Here is a 15,073-nt window from a genome sequence, read left to right on the forward strand (position 1 = left end):
TGGGAACGACCTTTCAGGAACCCGACCGGCATAGCGAGGTCTTTGCTTGCATGTACCATGGTGAACGTTTCAACGCCTGGACCCACCTGGTCGGTGCGGTCCTGGCCTGCATTGGCGCGGTCTGGCTGATTGTCGTGGCCGGTCTGCAGGGCGATCCCTGGAAGATCGTCAGCTTTTCCATCTACGGCTTCACCCTGCTGTTGCTCTACAGCATCTCCACCCTCTATCACAGCACGCGAGGACGGGCGAAGCGGATCATGCGCAAGCTCGACCACCTGTCGATCTACCTGCTGATCGCCGGCAGCTACACGCCCTTCTGCTTGGTCAGCCTGCGCGGGCCGTGGGGCTGGAGCCTGTTCGGCGTGGTCTGGGGGCTGGCGCTGGTCGGCATGCTGCAGGAGATCAAGCCGCGCTCGGAGGCGCGGATCCTGTCGATCGTCATCTACGCGCTGATGGGCTGGATCGTGCTGGTGGCGGTCAAGCCGCTGCTGCACAGCCTGGGCGGCGCCGGCTTTGCCTGGCTGGCGGCCGGCGGTGTGTTCTACACCGTCGGCATCATTTTCTTCGCCTTCGACAGCCGGTTCCGCCACTGGCATGGCATCTGGCACCTGTTCGTCATCGCCGGCAGCCTGATGCACTTCGTCGCGGTGTTCTTCTACGTGCGTTAGAAATCGCCCCACAACTGCTGGGCCACCGACAACGCCACCACTGGCGCGGTCTCGGTGCGCAGCACCCGTGGGCCGAGGCGGGCGGCGTGGTAGCCGTTGGCCTTGGCCTGCTCGACTTCGGTCTCGCTCAGGCCGCCTTCCGGGCCGATCAGGAAGGCCAGCTTCGCAGGTTTCTCGTGACTGGTCAGCGGTTCGGCCACCGGGTGCAGCACCAGCTTGAGGTCGGCTTCGGTGCCCTTGAGCCATTCGGCCAGGGTGACTGGCGGGTGGATGACCGGCAGGGTCGAGCGACCGCACTGTTCGCAGGCACTGATCGCCACCTGGCGCCAGTGGGCCAGGCGCTTGTCGGCGCGCTCGTCCTTCAGGCGTACTTCGCAGCGCTCGCTGACGATCGGGGTGATTTCGTTGACGCCCAGTTCGGTGGCCTTCTGGATCGCCCAGTCCATGCGCTCGCCGCGGGACAGGCCCTGGCCGAGATGAATGTGCAGCGGCGAGTCGGCCTGGCCGGGGAGAGCCTGGTCGAGGCTGACGCGCACGCTTTTCTTGCCCACCTCGAGCAGTTGGCCGAGGTATTCCTGGCCACTGCCGTCGAACAGCTGTACGGCGTCGCCGGCGGCCATGCGCAGCACGCGGCCGATGTAATGGGCCTGGGCTTCGGGGAGCTCGTGCTCGCCAAGGCCAAGCGGGGCGTCGATGAAGAAGCGGGAGAGTCTCATGGTTCTACTCGGAATCTGAATGGGGGCATCGTTCCCTGTAGGAGCGGCCTTGCCGAGGCGTCGGACCGGTCGGAAAGGGCTGCGCAGCAGCCCCAGGTTTTCAGCTTCGCAGCAGAAATTGCCGGGGCCGCTTTGCGGCCCTTTCGCGGCACAAGGCCGCTCCTACAGGGGACCGTGTGAAGGCATGGGCCTAGCCCGGATCGCGAAAATCCGGGTGGAAGTCGGCCGGCACCGCCACGCTGACGCGGTCACGGGTGGCGATGTCGATCCCTTCACTGGCCACCTCGGCCAGGAAGTCGATCTGCTCCGGGGTGATCACGTAGGGCGGCAGGAAGTACACCACGCTGCCCAGCGGGCGCAGCAGCGCGCCACGACTCAGGGCATGCTCGAAGACTTTCAGACCGCGGCGCTCCTGCCAGGGGTAGGCGGTCTTGCTGGCCTTGTCCTGGACCATCTCGATGGCCAGGGCCATACCGGTCTGGCGGATCTCGGCGACATGGGCGTGATCGGCCAGGTGCGCGGTGGCGCTGGCCATGCGCGCCGACAGGGTCTTGTTGGCCTCGATGATGTTGTCCTGCTCGAAGATGTCCAGGGTCGCCAGGGCCGCGGCGCAGGCCAGCGGGTTGCCGGTGTAGCTGTGCGAGTGGAGGAACGCGCGCAGGGTCGGGTAGTCGTCGTAGAAGGCCTGGTACACCTTGTCGGTGGTCAGGCAGGCGGCCAGGGGCAGGTAGCCGCCGGTCAGGGCCTTGGACAGGCACAGGAAGTCCGGGCGGATGCCGGCCTGCTCGCAGGCGAACATCGTGCCGGTGCGGCCGAAGCCCACGGCGATTTCGTCGTGGATCAGGTGCACGTCGTAACGGTCGCAGGCCTCGCGCAGCAGCTTGAGGTACACCGGGTGGTACATGCGCATGCCGCCGGCGCCCTGGATCAGCGGCTCGACGATCACCGCGGCGATGCTGGCGTGATGTTCGGCCAAGGTCTGCTCCATGGCCGCGAACATGTTCCGTGAGTGCTCCTCCCAGCCCATGCCTTCGGGGCGCAGGTAGCAGTCCGGGCTCGGCACCTTGATGGTATCCAGCAGCAGCGCCTTGTAGGTCTCGGTGAACAGCGGCACGTCGCCCACCGACATCGCCGCGATGGTCTCGCCGTGGTAGCTGTTGGTCAGGGTGACGAAGCGCTTTTTCTGCGGTTTGCCGATGTTCTGCCAGTAGTGGAAGCTCATCTTCAGCGCCACTTCGATGCACGACGAGCCATTGTCGGCGTAGAACACCCGGTCGAGACCCGCCGGCGTCATCGCCACCAGGCGCTCGGACAGCTCGATCGCCGGCTGGTGGCTGAAACCAGCCAGGATCACGTGCTCGAGCTGGTCGACCTGATCCTTGATGCGCTGGTTGATGCGCGGGTTGGCATGGCCGAACACGTTGACCCACCAGGAGCTGACCGCGTCCAGGTAGCGCTTGCCCTCGAAGTCCTCGAGCCATACGCCTTCGCCGCGGCGGATCGGGATCAGCGGCAGCTGCTCGTGGTCTTTCATCTGGGTGCAGGGGTGCCACAGGACCTTGAGGTCGCGTTGCATCCACTGATCGTTGAGGCCCATGGGCACTTCTCCTGGCGTTACGGCTCGTTTTGACCGCGTAAGCCTAAGCAATGCCGCAGGGCAGGACAACCGCTCAGTGACGCCAGGCCGGACGCCATTCCAGCTGGCGCACATGCACGGTGCACAGCGGCAGGGTGGAGAGGACCAGGCGATCGAGGGGGCCGGGCACCTCGTGCCAGAAGGTACCCAGCGTGGCGGGGCCGGGCATGAACTCGGTGTAGTCATGGTCGCGCAGGGTCAGCCAGTAAGCGGTCGAGGTTGCGCTGCCCAGCGTATTGATCTCCACCTCGAGCAGCAGGCAATCGACCGTCTGGCCGAAGATGATCTCGATATCGCACTGGCCTCGGACGATCAGCTGCGTGCCGCTACGCCCTTCGTCGGTCTGGTAGCGTGAGCTGTAGGAGATGCCATTGGAGATGATGCTCAGGCCCGTGGGCGTGCGCCAGGTGATTTCCGGCATCGGCGCCGACGGCTGCCACCTGGCAAAGTCTTCCGTGTAGATCACCGCTGTTTCTCCGGCCTGATTCTGGTGTGCGAGCCAAGCCTGCCTGCCCTTGCGACATAGGGCTACTGACAAAAATACCAGTTGCCAAAAGCACTTGATGTCACTGCGGTGGCAGGGTGGGCAGAGGTGACGTATTCTTAACGCATCTCTCCCGGGGCATTCTTCCCCGTCTCTTCTATCGCTTCTCTAACCGGAGTTCGCCATCATGGCTGCTGCTTGGGTGCGCCTGTGCGCGTTGGTATTGATCGGGGTGTCCAGCGGTGCCGCGCTGGCCAAGGACAAGACGGCGATCGTCGTCGGTGGTGGCCTGGCAGGCCTGACCGCAGCCTATGAGCTGCAGGCCAAGGGCTGGCAGGTCACCCTGCTGGAAGCCAAATCTGGCATGGGTGGGCGTTCGGGGCTGGCCACCAGCGAGTGGATTGGCAACAGCAAGACCCAACCGGTGCTCAACCAGTACCTGGAGCGGTTCAAGGTCGGTACCCTGGCGGCGCCGGAGTTCGTGCGCACCCCGGGCTACCTGATCGACGGCGAGTACTTCAGCGCGACCGATCTGGTTGCCAAGCAACCGGCCACCGCCGAGGCCCTCAAGCGTTATGAGAAGACCCTCGACGACCTGGCCCGCTCCATCGAGGACCCGCTGAATCCGGCGGCCAACAGCACCCTGTTCGCCCTCGACCAGATGAACGTCTCCACCTGGCTCGACAAGCTGCAACTGCCGGCAACCGCCCGTCAGCTGGTCAACCAGCAGATCCGCACCCGCTATGACGAACCTTCGCGCCTGTCGCTGTTGTATTTCGCCCAACAGAGCCGCGTCTACCGCAACGTCAGCGATCGCGACCTGCGCGCCGCGCGCCTGCCGGGTGGTAGCCCGGTGCTGGCCCAGGCCTTCGTCAAGCAACTCAAGACCATCAAGACCAGCTCGCCGGTCACCGCCATCGTCCAGGACAAGGACGGGGTGACGGTCAAGGTCGGCGCCGTGGGCTACCAGGCCGATTACCTGGTCATGGCCGTGCCGCTGCGGGCCCTGGCCAAGATCCAGATGACCCCGGGCTTGGACAACCAGCACCTGGCCGCGCTGAAGGGCACCAACTACGGCTGGCGCGACCAGCTGATGCTCAAGTTCAAGAACCCGGTGTGGGAAAGCCGTGCGCGCATGTCCGGCGAGATCTTCTCCAACACCGGCCTGGGCATGCTGTGGATCGAACCGGCGCTCAAGGGCGGCGCCAACGTGGTGATCAACCTGTCCGGCGACAACGCTCGCCTGCTGCAGGCCTTCGGTGACAAGCAGATGGTCGATCAGGTGCTGATCCGCCTGCACGCCTTCTACCCGCAGGCCCGTGGCGCCTTCACCGGCTATGAAGTACGTCGTTACAGCACCGATGCCGGCATGGGGGGCGCCTACCTGGCCTACGGCCCAGGACAGATCAGCAAGTACTGGCGTCTGTGGGAGCGTCCGGTCCAGCGCATCGCCTTTGCCGGCGAGCATACCGACGCACTCTACCCGGGCACCCTCGAAGGTGCACTGCGCAGCGGCCAGCGCGCCGCGGGCCAGGTCCAGGACCTGGCGGCAGGCAAGTCCTTCGACCCGGCCAAGGCCGCACCGGTTGCCGCCGCTGCCGCCGCCGGAGCGGCGGGCGCCGTGGCGGCAAAGGACAAGGGCGGGTTCTTCTCCAACCTGTTCGGTGGCGGTTCCGACAAGGCGCCGGCCAAGGCGGAGCCGGTGAAGGTCGAGGAGGCCAAGCAGGACAAGCCGGGCTTCTTCTCGCGCCTGTTCGGTGGTGCTGACAAGCCAGAGGTCAAGACCGCGCCGATCGCCAAGGCCGAGGAGGTTGCCCCGGCGCCTGCAGCGGCCCCCGCGCCGGTCGCCCCGGCACCTGTGGCCAAGGAGGAAGCGGTTAAACCTGCCGCCACCAAGCCTGCTCCCGCCAAGCCTGCGGCCAAGCAGGCACACAAGCCCGCTGCCAAGCCGGCGCCGGTGAAGAAGGCCACTGCCAAGTCGGAACCGGCCAAGAAGCCGGTGGTCAACAGCCAGGCCAAGGCCGGCTGATCTCGCTATAGCCGCCATCGCGGGCCCCCGCGATGGCGTCGGCACATCCAAACGACTATCGTTAATGTTTCCTTAATAGGAAGCTTGCAGACTAAATATCGGTTTTTTAGATAATCCGAAGCAATTTTTTACGCTTTTATTCGATGCGTTACGCGCTAGTCTTGTGCGCAGCTTTCACGGGGAATACGCCAACATGCAACTGCGCAACTCATCTTCCCGCTATGGCCTGGTCAGCATCGTCCTGCACTGGGGCGTGGCGCTGGCGGTCTTCGGCCTGTTCGGCCTGGGCCTGTGGATGGTCGGCCTCGACTACTACAGCCCATGGCGCAAGTCCGGGCCTGACCTGCACAAGAGCATCGGCCTGGTACTGCTGGCCGCCATGCTGCTACGCGTGCTCTGGCGTTTCATCAGTCCGCCACCGCCGGCACCGGCCAACCATGGCAAGGTCACCCGCCTGGCCGCCAAGCTGGGCCACTTGGCGCTGTACCTGGGCCTGTTCGCGGTGATGGTCGCCGGTTACCTGATTTCCACCGCCGACGGTGTCGGCATTCCGGTGTTCGGTCTGTTCGAGGTGCCGGCGTTGATCAGCGACCTGCCTGACCAGGCCGACACCGCCGGGGTGATCCACCTCTGGCTGGCCTGGGGCCTGGTGATTTTCGCGGTGTTGCATGCCCTGGCGGCACTCAAGCACCATTTCATCGACCGTGACGCGACCCTGACCCGCATGCTGGGCCGCAAAGCTTGACTCTCAACCTCAATTGCAAAGGAAGGAAGTAAGGATGTTGAAAAAGACTTTTGCCGCTCTGGCGCTCGGTACCGCCCTGATCTCCGCCGGCCAGGCCATGGCCGCCGAATACAAGATCGACAAGGAAGGCCAGCACGCGTTCGTTGACTGGAAGATCAGCCACCTGGGCTACAGCTTCATCCACGGCACCTTTAAGGACTTCGACGGCAACTTCACCTGGGACAGCGCCAAGCCCGAGGCCAGCAAGATCAGCGTCGATCTGAAGACCGCCAGCCTGTGGTCGAACCACGCCGAGCGTGACAAGCACATCGCCAGCGCCGACTTCCTCGATGTGAAGAAGTACCCGCAGGCCAAGTTCGTCTCCACCGCCGTCAAGTCGACCGGTGAGAAGACTGCCGACGTTACCGGCGACCTGACCCTGCACGGCGTGACCAAGCCGGTCACCTTCAAGGCTGTGTTCAACGGTGAAGGCAAGGACCCGTGGGGTGGCGAGCGTGCTGGCTTCAACGCCAAGACCACGCTGAACCTGAACGACTTCGGGATCAAAGGCCCAGGCCCGACCTCCCAGACCCTGGACCTGGATATCAGTGTCGAAGGTGTGAAGCAGAAGTAATTCGCTACGCCGGAAACAAAAACGCCGCCCAACGGGCGGCGTTTTTGTTCTATCTGCACTCTGCGTTATCGCGGGGCAACTCGCATCTGCGCACCGTGCGACTTGCCCTGCGATTGCGCGCTCAACCCTTGCGGGTCAGCAGCGCCGGACGCTCACCGCGTGGGCGGCTCGGCAGGTCGTCCAGTTGCTCGGGCGTCGGGTAACGGTCGAGCTTGGATTCCTTGCGAATGATCACTGGTGCGTTCTGCGATTCACGCGGGTTGCGCACGGCTGGTTCCTGGCGAGCCGATTCGTCGCGGCGGTTGCGGCCGCCGTTGTTGTCACGACGAGCACCGCCATTGCTGCCACCAGCGTTGCGCGGGCGTTTTTCACCCGAGCCCTGGCCTTGGCGCTGTTGGCCATTGCCACGACCTTGACCTTGACCTTGCGCCTGACCACCGCCGCTACGTTGGCCTTGCCCTTGACCTTGTCCGCCATTGCCACCCGGGCGACGGTTGCGGCCCTGGTTCTTGGCGTTCTGGTAAGGGCTGACGTAGTCGGCGCGGTTGCCGAAGTTATCCACATCGTCGTCCAGGAACTCTTCCGGATCACGATTGGCGGGGGCCGACGGGATAGCCTTCTGACCCTGTGCAGCCTGCTGCTGACGTGGTTTCTTGTCACGCGGCTTGCGCTGCTGCTGGCCTTGCTGCTGTTTGTCGCCGGCCTTTTCCTTGTCGGCCTGCTTCTCGCCCGCAGGTTTGTTGCGGCCTTTGTCCTTGCCCTTGTCCTTGCGTCCGCCACTGCCTTCCTTGCCGCCTTCGCCGCGAGGTTGCTGGTTGCGGCCACCGCGGCCAGTGTTCTGCTGGCGCTCGCGGACTTCCGGCTTCTCGGCCTCGACCTGGGAGGCGTCGAAGCCCATCAGGTCGCCATCCGGGATCTTTTGCTTGGTGACGCGCTCGATGCTCTTGAGCAGCTTCTCTTCGTCCGGGGCGACCATCGAGATGGCCTCGCCCGAACGACCGGCACGGCCGGTGCGGCCGATGCGGTGAACGTAGTCTTCCTCGACGTTGGGCAGCTCGAAGTTGACCACGTGGGGCAGCTGGTCGATGTCCAGGCCGCGAGCGGCGATGTCGGTGGCGACCAGCACGCGCACGGTGTTGGCCTTGAAGTCGGCCAGGGCCTTGGTGCGGGCGTTCTGGCTCTTGTTGCCGTGGATCGCCGCAGCAGTCAGGCCGTGCTTCTCGAGGTACTCGGCCAGGCGGTTGGCGCCGTGCTTGGTGCGGGTGAACACCAGTACCTGTTCCCAGGCACCCAGGGTGATCAGGTGCGCCAGCAGGGCGCGCTTGTGGCTGGCCGGCAGGCGGTAGACGCGCTGCTCGATGCGCTCGACGGTGGTGTTCGGCGGTGTGACCTCGATACGCTCGGGGTTGTGCAGCAGCTTGTCGGCGAGGTCGGTGATGTCCTTGGAGAAAGTCGCCGAGAACAGCAGGTTCTGGCGCTTGGCCGGCAGACGTGCCAGCACTTTCTTGACGTCGTGGATGAAGCCCATGTCGAGCATGCGGTCGGCTTCGTCCAGCACCAGGATCTCGACCCGCGAGAGGTCGACGCTGCCCTGGCCGGCCAGGTCGAGCAGACGGCCCGGGCAGGCGACCAGGACGTCGACGCCCTTGGCCATGGCCTGGACCTGCGGGTTCATGCCGACGCCGCCGAAGATGCAGGCGCTGATGAAATTCAGGTCGCGGGCATAGACCTTGAAGCTGTCATGTACCTGGGCGGCCAGCTCGCGGGTCGGGGTCAGCACCAGCACACGCGGTTGGCGCGGGCCATGGCGTTGCGATTTGTCGGGGTGGCCACCCGGGAACAGGCGCTCGAGGATGGGAAGCGCGAAGCCGCCGGTTTTACCAGTACCTGTCTGGGCGGCGACCATCAGGTCGCGACCTTGCAACACGGCGGGAATGGCCCGCTGTTGCACCGGAGTGGGCTGGGTGTAGCCCGCTGCCTCGATAGCGCGGACAAGAGCCTCGGAGAGACCGAGGGAAGCAAAGGACATGGGCAATCCTGTTCTCGTGGGGGCTGGGCCCGATGGGGTGTTCTGCCTGGCGCGACGGGCATCGGAGGGATGCGATCGCGTCCGGTCCAGCTGGGCGTTCACGGCGCATCCTGGAGCCTGCGGGCGGCGCGCAAGGTGCGCTGCTGCGGGTCGAGATGCCTGTTGCGAGGCCGAGCGTCCGGGCGTGAGCCTGGCGGGAAGGCCCGAGTATAACAGAGCAATCAGGGTGTGCTGCGTTCCTGCTGCTCAACGGCGAAAGGAAAATCCCGATTGCCCAGGTAGCGGGCGTTGATCGCCGCATAGGCCGGCTCCTGCTTGAAGCGTCGCAGTTCATCGCTGAACGCCTGTGCCAGCTGCTCGCGGCCGGGCTTGCGGGCCAGCCCCAGGTACTGCGGGCGGCGGCTGATCACCAGGGGCAGTGCCTCGACGGTCTGTTCCAGGCCCAGCTGGCGGCTGACATAGCGGCCAACCCGGCGGTCGGTCACCAGCAGGTCGATGCGCCCGAGCGCCAGCTTGCCGAAATTGGCTTCGTGGCTGGGCGCCGGCTCCCGGCGGAACAGCGGCGATTCGGCGAAGCTGCCGTCGTAGACATAGCCGGGCGAGGTGCCCACGGTCAGCCCGGCCAGGTCTTCGAGGCGCTCGACCGGGTGGGGGCGTGAGCGGGCCTGGTAGAGGACGAACTCGACCTCTGACATGGGCTCGTCCGGGTAGACCAGGTAACCCTGGCGCGAGTCGACCCGGAAAATATCCATCACCGCATCCGCCTGGCCTTGCTCGATCATGGCCAGACAGCGCCGCCAGGGCAGCAACTGCCATTGCACCTCGACGCCCAGGCGCTTGAACACCTCGTTGGTGACTTCGTAGTCGATGCCTTTGGCCTGGCCATTCTCCTGGTACAGGTATGGCGCCCAGTCATCGCTGACGATGCGCAGGCGTTCTCCATGCGCCAGGGGACTCAGGCAGGCAAGCAAAAACAGGCAGAGGGCATGGACGGCCTTGTGCCTGGCGCGTGGCGGGGTCAACGTGGGGATTCCCGCAGTTGCGCACCCGGCATACAGCTCAGGCCTGCCGCTGTTTCAGCAGGTGCGCCTCGATCTCTTGCCTGCGCTGTCCCAGCACCAGGCGCAGGCCGGGTTGGCTCAGGCACTTGCGCAATTGTTCAGGGTCCGGTCGCCCCTCGCGCTGGCTGAGATTCTCCAGGGCCTTGTCCCACCACGCGCAGGCGCACGCCCGATCGAATTCGTTTTCGTAGGGGTAGCAGCCATACAACAGTTCGCGGGCGAATTGCCGCTCCCTGCTGGGCAGGGTAAGGCTCAGGGCCTTGTATCCCAAGCGTTGCAGAGCCGGTGGGCGGGGGAGCTGGTCGTTGACCAGCGCCACATCGGCCAGTGCCGCCTCGCTCAGCGGCGCGTCGCCATGCTTGTGCAGCCAGGCCTGGATCTTGGCGCGGAACTGGGCTTTGCGGCTCCAGTAATGATGGATGACGTCGGTACACTCGTTGAGCCTGAGCGTACGGTACGCCGCCACCGCAAGGCAGAACTCCTCTAGCGTATAGGCTTCCCGGGCCAATGGGTGGAGTTCGTCCATCAGGGCAATGGACTGGTCCAGCACCGGGGCATCCTGTGCGGTGAGCCCGATCACGCCGGAGTTGACCAGCGGCATCTGGCGGTCGGCCAGGCCGCGTTCTTCAAGAATGCCGACCAGGTTCTTGTACAGCAGGCATTTCTGGTTCTCACCGTAGCGTCCGCCAATAGCATTGCACAGCAGGCTGCCGGTCGTGACACGGTCGAACAGGTGCTTGGGTGACGTACGGAAGAACGTGTCGGTGTCGATGAGCACGGCCATCGGGTGGTGCCCGAGGACTTGGCGCAGCAGCACGTGCTTGCTGCGGAAATGGTAGCCGTGTGGCTGGTTCCAGGCTCTGCGGGTGGCCTCGTCGAGCAGGTGTACGGTGACCGGCAGGTGGCGATAGGGCTCGGCATTGTCGGTGTAGACCTGGATGTCCATGGACGCGCCGGGGGTGGATCGCAGGTGGGCCAGGGCACTGACGATGCTGAAGCAGGCCTCCTGATGGTAGGTGGCCGGACCGAATGCCAGGTAGACGAGCTGAGGATGGGCGGAATGAGGGTGCTGCATGCTGGCCGGTAACCTATTACGAGGCAGAAGTGAAGAAGGCTTTAGCCTAAGCCAAAGCCTTCGTCATGGCTCTAATTAATTGTTACCGGCAACATCTTTCAGCGTGGCAGCTTCAGGTTGTTCCAGATCGCCAGGCTCGGCTCGGCCTGGTTGAGGGTGTAGAAGTGCAGGCCCGGTGCGCCGCCTTGCAGCAGTTGTTCGCACATGCGGGTGATCACTTCCTCGCCGAAGGCCTGGATGCTGGCGGTGTCGTCGGCATAGGCTTCCAGCTGCTTGCGGATCCAGCGTGGGATCTCGGCGCCGCAGGCGTCGGAGAAGCGTGCCAGCTTGCTGTAGTTGGTAATCGGCATGATGCCGGGCACCACCGGGATGTCCACGCCCAGTTGCTGCGCACGCTCGACGAAGTAGAAGTAGCTGTCGGCGTTGAAGAAGTACTGGGTGATGGCGCTGTCGGCGCCGGCCTTGACCTTGTGCACGAAGTTGGCGAGATCCGTCTCGAAGTTGCGCGCCTGTGGGTGCATCTCCGGGTAGGCGGCTACTTCCAGGTGGAAGTGGTTGCCGGTTTCCTGGCGGATGAACTCGACCAGGTCGCTGGCGTAGCGCAGCTCGCCGCTGGCCATGCCCATGCCCGACGGCAGGTCGCCACGCAGGGCGACAATGCGCCTGATGCCGGCGGCCTGGTACTCGGCGAGCAGGGCGCGCAGGTCGTCCTTGCTGTCACCCACGCAGGACAGGTGCGGGGCGGCCGGAACCTTCACTTCGCTTTCCAGCTGCAGCACGGTGTTGAGCGTGCGGTCGCGGGTCGAGCCCCCGGCACCGTAGGTGCAGGAGAAAAAGTCCGGGTTGTAGCTGGCCAGCTGGCGGGCGACGCCCATCAGCTTCTCGTGGCCGGCGTCGGTCTTGGTGGGGAAGAACTCGAAACTGTAGCGGCGTTCTTGTGACATCTCTCGTTCCTTCGGCGGCGCGCCCGGGGCGGCTACCTGCAAATAAAAGCCAGGACGGTTGGGGCCGGCCTGGCTCGGACATCGGTTCGACGCGTTGCCAGCCAGCGCCAGGGCGAATGCCTGGCGCTGACGCCGCCGCTTAGTAGCGGTAGGCGTCCGGCTTGAATGGACCTTCGACGGTCACACCGATGTACTCGGCCTGCTGCGGGGTCAGCTGGGTGACCACGCCGCCGAAGCCGCGGACCATTTCCAGGGCCACCTCCTCGTCCAGCTTCTTCGGCAGCACTTCCACGGTCAGGCGTTCGGCCTTCTTCGCGGCTGGCAGTTCGGCGAACTTCTGCTCGAACAGGAAGATCTGCGCCAGGACCTGGTTGGCGAACGAGCCGTCCATGATGCGGCTTGGGTGACCGGTGGCGTTGCCCAGGTTCACCAGGCGGCCTTCGGCCAGCAGGATCAGGTAGTCGTCGTTCTGTGGGTCGAACACGCCAGCACCGGTGCGGTGGATCTTGTGCACCTGTGGCTTGACCTCTTCCCATGCCCAGTTCTTGCGCATGAAGGCGGTGTCGATCTCGTTGTCGAAGTGGCCGATGTTGCAGACCACGGCACGCTTCTTCAGGGCCTTGAGCATGTTGGCGTCGCAGACGTTGACGTTACCGGTGGTGGTGACGATCAGGTCGATGCGGCCCAGCAGGTCCTTGTTGATGCCGGCTTCGGTACCGGTGTTGATGCCGTCCTTGAACGGCGAGACCACTTCGAAGCCGTCCATGCAGGCCTGCATGGCGCAGATCGGGTCGACTTCGGTGACCTTGACGATCATGCCTTCCTGACGCAGGGACTGGGCCGAGCCCTTGCCCACGTCGCCGTAGCCGATCACCAGGGCCTGCTTGCCCGACAGCAGGTGGTCGGTACCGCGCTTGATGGCGTCGTTCAGGCTGTGACGGCAGCCGTACTTGTTGTCGTTCTTGCTCTTGGTGACCGAGTCGTTGACGTTGATCGCCGGGACTTTCAGCTCGCCCTTGGCCAGCATGTCCAGCAGGCGGTGCACGCCGGTGGTGGTCTCTTCGGTCACGCCGTGGATCTTGTCCAGCATGGCCGGGTATTTCTTGTGCAGGATTTCGGTCAGGTCACCGCCGTCGTCCAGGACCATGTTGGCGTCCCATGGCTGACCGTCTTTCAGGATGGTCTGCTCGATGCACCACTCGTACTCTTGCTCGGTTTCACCTTTCCAGGCGAACACCGGGATGCCGGCGGCGGCGATGGCAGCGGCGGCCTGGTCCTGGGTGGAGAAGATGTTGCACGACGACCAGCGCACTTCGGCGCCCAGGGCGACCAGGGTCTCGATCAGCACGGCGGTCTGGATGGTCATGTGGATGCAGCCGATGATCTTCGCGCCCTTGAGCGGTTGCTCGGCTTGGTACTTGCGGCGCAGGCCCATCAGTGCCGGCATTTCCGATTCGGCGATGATGACTTCCTTGCGGCCCCAGTCGGCCAGGGAGATGTCGGCGACCTTGAAGTCGGAAAAACCAGCAGGCGTGTTTACAGCGCTCATTGAGAGCCTCCATTCGTAGTGTGCGAATGGGCGCCGTTGTGCGTTGAGCGTTCGCTTGCGCGAACAACGCCCCAACCGAGCCTGACAGGCCGAGCCTGCTGCAGCGCCCCTCGGATGGGTGGCGGGAACGGTGGCCGCTGGAGCCACCGTCGAAAGTGCCGGGCGATTATAGCGGGGCTTTCGATGCATCCCAAGGGCTAAACGCCAAAGACAGGTTCACTGGGAGTGGCCGTTGGTCCGCAAGGCAAGGCGCAGAGTGAAGTGGGCCAGCGGCTCGCAGCCCTGGGCCAGCACCATCACCTGCCAGGCCAACTTGAATTCACCCGGCTGGTCGCAGTGGATACGCCAGTGATAGGTGTCGACTTGGCGGCTTGCCGGCTGCAGCGGTGCCGCTGCATCGGGAAGGGCCAGGCGCAGGTTGTGTTGCTCGGCCAACTCGATGTCCAGTAGCGGCTCGCTGACGGGGCTGTGGCTGAACAGCATCTCTTCGCCGAGCAGCGCCACCGGGACCGTGTGCAGGAGCAAGGTATCCCCAGCCGCAACGACTAACTCCGGTGTGTCGAGAAGCAGCGTTTCACCCGTTGCCGGGCGTGAGTGCAGGATGCAGAAATGGCGGGGGTCGAGTTCGGCGGGAGAAGCTGGATCGCTGGGGAGTCGCTCGACGGCTGTGAGCAGCCCCTGAGTATCGACAATGATCAGCGCGTGATGGACGGGATTCTCCGTGGTCATGATGCGCTCCTTCCTTGAGCACCAATGAGTGATCCGGGGACTGGCGCGCACCGCCGGCCCAAGGCTCGGCGGTGCGCGGTGTGGATCAGTTGGTGATAGTGATGAACGGATCCCATTCGAAGTAGCCACAGCACTTGCAGTCGCGATCGACGATCATGAACTTGAAGTGGTAGGTGACTTTCCCTTGCTTGAGCAGATCGCCACGCCAGTAGTAGTTATCGAGGATCTGGCATGTCGGGATGGTCTTGTTGTTCTCGTTGGGTACGGCTGATTGAACCTCTGCGTGGAGGGGGCGAGGGTCTTCCAGGAGTTTGTGCTTGGGATCGTCGGAGACGAATCCGTAGAGGATTACCGATTGCTCGAAGCCGAACGAGATGCTTTGCTCGCGCCAGCGGACCACATCGCCCACACGGCCCCGGAGATGCAACTCACCACCGGCCTGGCCGGAGATGACGTTGTCCTGATAGGTGACCATGTAAATGTGTTCCGGTGGTATGAATGTGGGCTTGTTCGGATCCCTGCTCGCGGTAGGGTACTTTTTGAGGATGGTTTCAGTGTCGACGTTGATGCTGACATCAATGACTCTGGACATAGTGGATTCCTTTTCACTGATTCGAGTAGGTCAATGGTGAGCCTCAGTCGCTCTCCACTGGCACTGCCCGGAGCCTCGCTTCCTGCGAATGCCGGTTCTGCCGCACGGTATGCCAAGTTCCGGTTGTCCGACCACCTGGAGTGATCTGCGGATCACAGGGTCAGGCTAGATCCGTGGGGGTGGGTGTCAAACCGCGGTGCGCG

At 64.3% G+C, this 15,073-nt stretch carries 14 protein-coding genes and 1 riboswitch; of the genes, 4 read left to right on the plus strand and 10 right to left on the minus strand.

Annotation, left to right across the window (positions count from 1 at the left end; all coding sequences use genetic code 11):
• Window positions 1–50 precede the first annotated feature (50 nt).
• A complete protein-coding gene (gene trhA, locus HU751_RS10545; protein ID WP_186733327.1) occupies window positions 51–668 on the plus strand; it encodes a PAQR family membrane homeostasis protein TrhA in 618 nt (205 codons plus the stop codon).
• Here the strand turns inward: trhA and HU751_RS10550 are convergent.
• The 3 genes from HU751_RS10550 to HU751_RS10560 all read right to left on the minus strand — a co-directional run bounded on the left by HU751_RS10550 (window position 665) and on the right by HU751_RS10560 (window position 3,486).
• Window positions 665–1,384, minus strand: coding sequence for a 16S rRNA (uracil(1498)-N(3))-methyltransferase (locus HU751_RS10550; protein ID WP_186733328.1), 720 nt, complete (start codon window positions 1,382–1,384; stop codon window positions 665–667). The genes trhA and HU751_RS10550 overlap by 4 nt on opposite strands.
• Before the next feature lie 190 nt (window positions 1,385–1,574).
• Complete coding sequence (locus tag HU751_RS10555) at window positions 1,575–2,981, minus strand: adenosylmethionine--8-amino-7-oxononanoate transaminase (RefSeq protein WP_186733329.1); 1,407 nt, start codon at window positions 2,979–2,981, stop codon at window positions 1,575–1,577.
• Between the two features lie 73 nt (window positions 2,982–3,054).
• The gene (locus HU751_RS10560) at window positions 3,055–3,486 is read right to left on the minus strand and encodes a hypothetical protein (protein ID WP_186733330.1); all 432 of its coding nucleotides are present in this window, start codon (window positions 3,484–3,486) and stop codon (window positions 3,055–3,057) included.
• A gap of 205 nt (window positions 3,487–3,691) precedes the next feature.
• Here HU751_RS10560 and HU751_RS10565 point away from each other — a divergent pair, with 205 nt between their 5' ends.
• The 3 genes from HU751_RS10565 to HU751_RS10575 all read left to right on the plus strand — a co-directional run bounded on the left by HU751_RS10565 (window position 3,692) and on the right by HU751_RS10575 (window position 6,891).
• A complete protein-coding gene (locus tag HU751_RS10565; RefSeq protein WP_186733331.1) occupies window positions 3,692–5,533 on the plus strand; it encodes a flavin monoamine oxidase family protein in 1,842 nt (613 codons plus the stop codon).
• Window positions 5,534–5,726: 193 nt separating this feature from the next.
• Window positions 5,727–6,278, plus strand: coding sequence for a cytochrome b (locus HU751_RS10570; protein ID WP_050707234.1), 552 nt, complete (start codon window positions 5,727–5,729; stop codon window positions 6,276–6,278).
• 34 nt (window positions 6,279–6,312) lie between these two features.
• Entirely contained in the window at window positions 6,313–6,891 is a 579-nt protein-coding gene (locus HU751_RS10575) for a YceI family protein (RefSeq protein ID WP_050707233.1), read from the plus strand.
• Window positions 6,892–7,012: 121 nt separating this feature from the next.
• On the opposite strand, the gene rhlE2 is transcribed toward HU751_RS10575, so the two are convergent.
• The 7 genes from rhlE2 to HU751_RS10610 all read right to left on the minus strand — a co-directional run bounded on the left by rhlE2 (window position 7,013) and on the right by HU751_RS10610 (window position 14,870).
• A complete protein-coding gene (gene rhlE2 / locus HU751_RS10580; protein WP_186733332.1) occupies window positions 7,013–8,920 on the minus strand; it encodes an RNA helicase RhlE2 in 1,908 nt (635 codons plus the stop codon).
• 221 nt (window positions 8,921–9,141) lie between these two features.
• On the minus strand, window positions 9,142–9,942 hold the full coding sequence (locus HU751_RS10585; RefSeq protein ID WP_225933304.1) for a substrate-binding periplasmic protein: 801 nt from the start codon (window positions 9,940–9,942) through the stop codon (window positions 9,142–9,144).
• 37 nt (window positions 9,943–9,979) lie between these two features.
• Complete coding sequence (locus tag HU751_RS10590) at window positions 9,980–11,056, minus strand: hypothetical protein (RefSeq protein WP_186733333.1); 1,077 nt, start codon at window positions 11,054–11,056, stop codon at window positions 9,980–9,982.
• Window positions 11,057–11,154: 98 nt separating this feature from the next.
• Window positions 11,155–12,000, minus strand: a complete 846-nt coding sequence (gene metF / locus HU751_RS10595; RefSeq protein ID WP_186733334.1) for a methylenetetrahydrofolate reductase [NAD(P)H] — start codon at window positions 11,998–12,000, stop codon at window positions 11,155–11,157.
• A 139-nt stretch (window positions 12,001–12,139) separates the two neighbouring features.
• On the minus strand, window positions 12,140–13,549 hold the full coding sequence (ahcY, locus tag HU751_RS10600; RefSeq protein WP_028688336.1) for an adenosylhomocysteinase: 1,410 nt from the start codon (window positions 13,547–13,549) through the stop codon (window positions 12,140–12,142).
• 21 nt (window positions 13,550–13,570) lie between these two features.
• A riboswitch (S-adenosyl-L-homocysteine riboswitch) is annotated at window positions 13,571–13,667 on the minus strand.
• A 98-nt stretch (window positions 13,668–13,765) separates the two neighbouring features.
• Window positions 13,766–14,278 (minus strand): hypothetical protein, encoded by a 513-nt coding sequence (locus tag HU751_RS10605; RefSeq protein ID WP_186733335.1) that lies wholly within the window; start codon window positions 14,276–14,278, stop codon window positions 13,766–13,768.
• Window positions 14,279–14,363: 85 nt separating this feature from the next.
• Window positions 14,364–14,870: an inclusion body family protein gene (locus tag HU751_RS10610; RefSeq protein WP_186733336.1), complete on the minus strand. Its 507-nt coding sequence runs from the start codon at window positions 14,868–14,870 to the stop codon at window positions 14,364–14,366.
• Window positions 14,871–15,073: the final 203 nt, after the last annotated feature.

This window comes from Pseudomonas peradeniyensis (genome assembly GCF_014268935.2).
GTDB classification, from domain to species: domain Bacteria; phylum Pseudomonadota; class Gammaproteobacteria; order Pseudomonadales; family Pseudomonadaceae; genus Aquipseudomonas; species Aquipseudomonas peradeniyensis.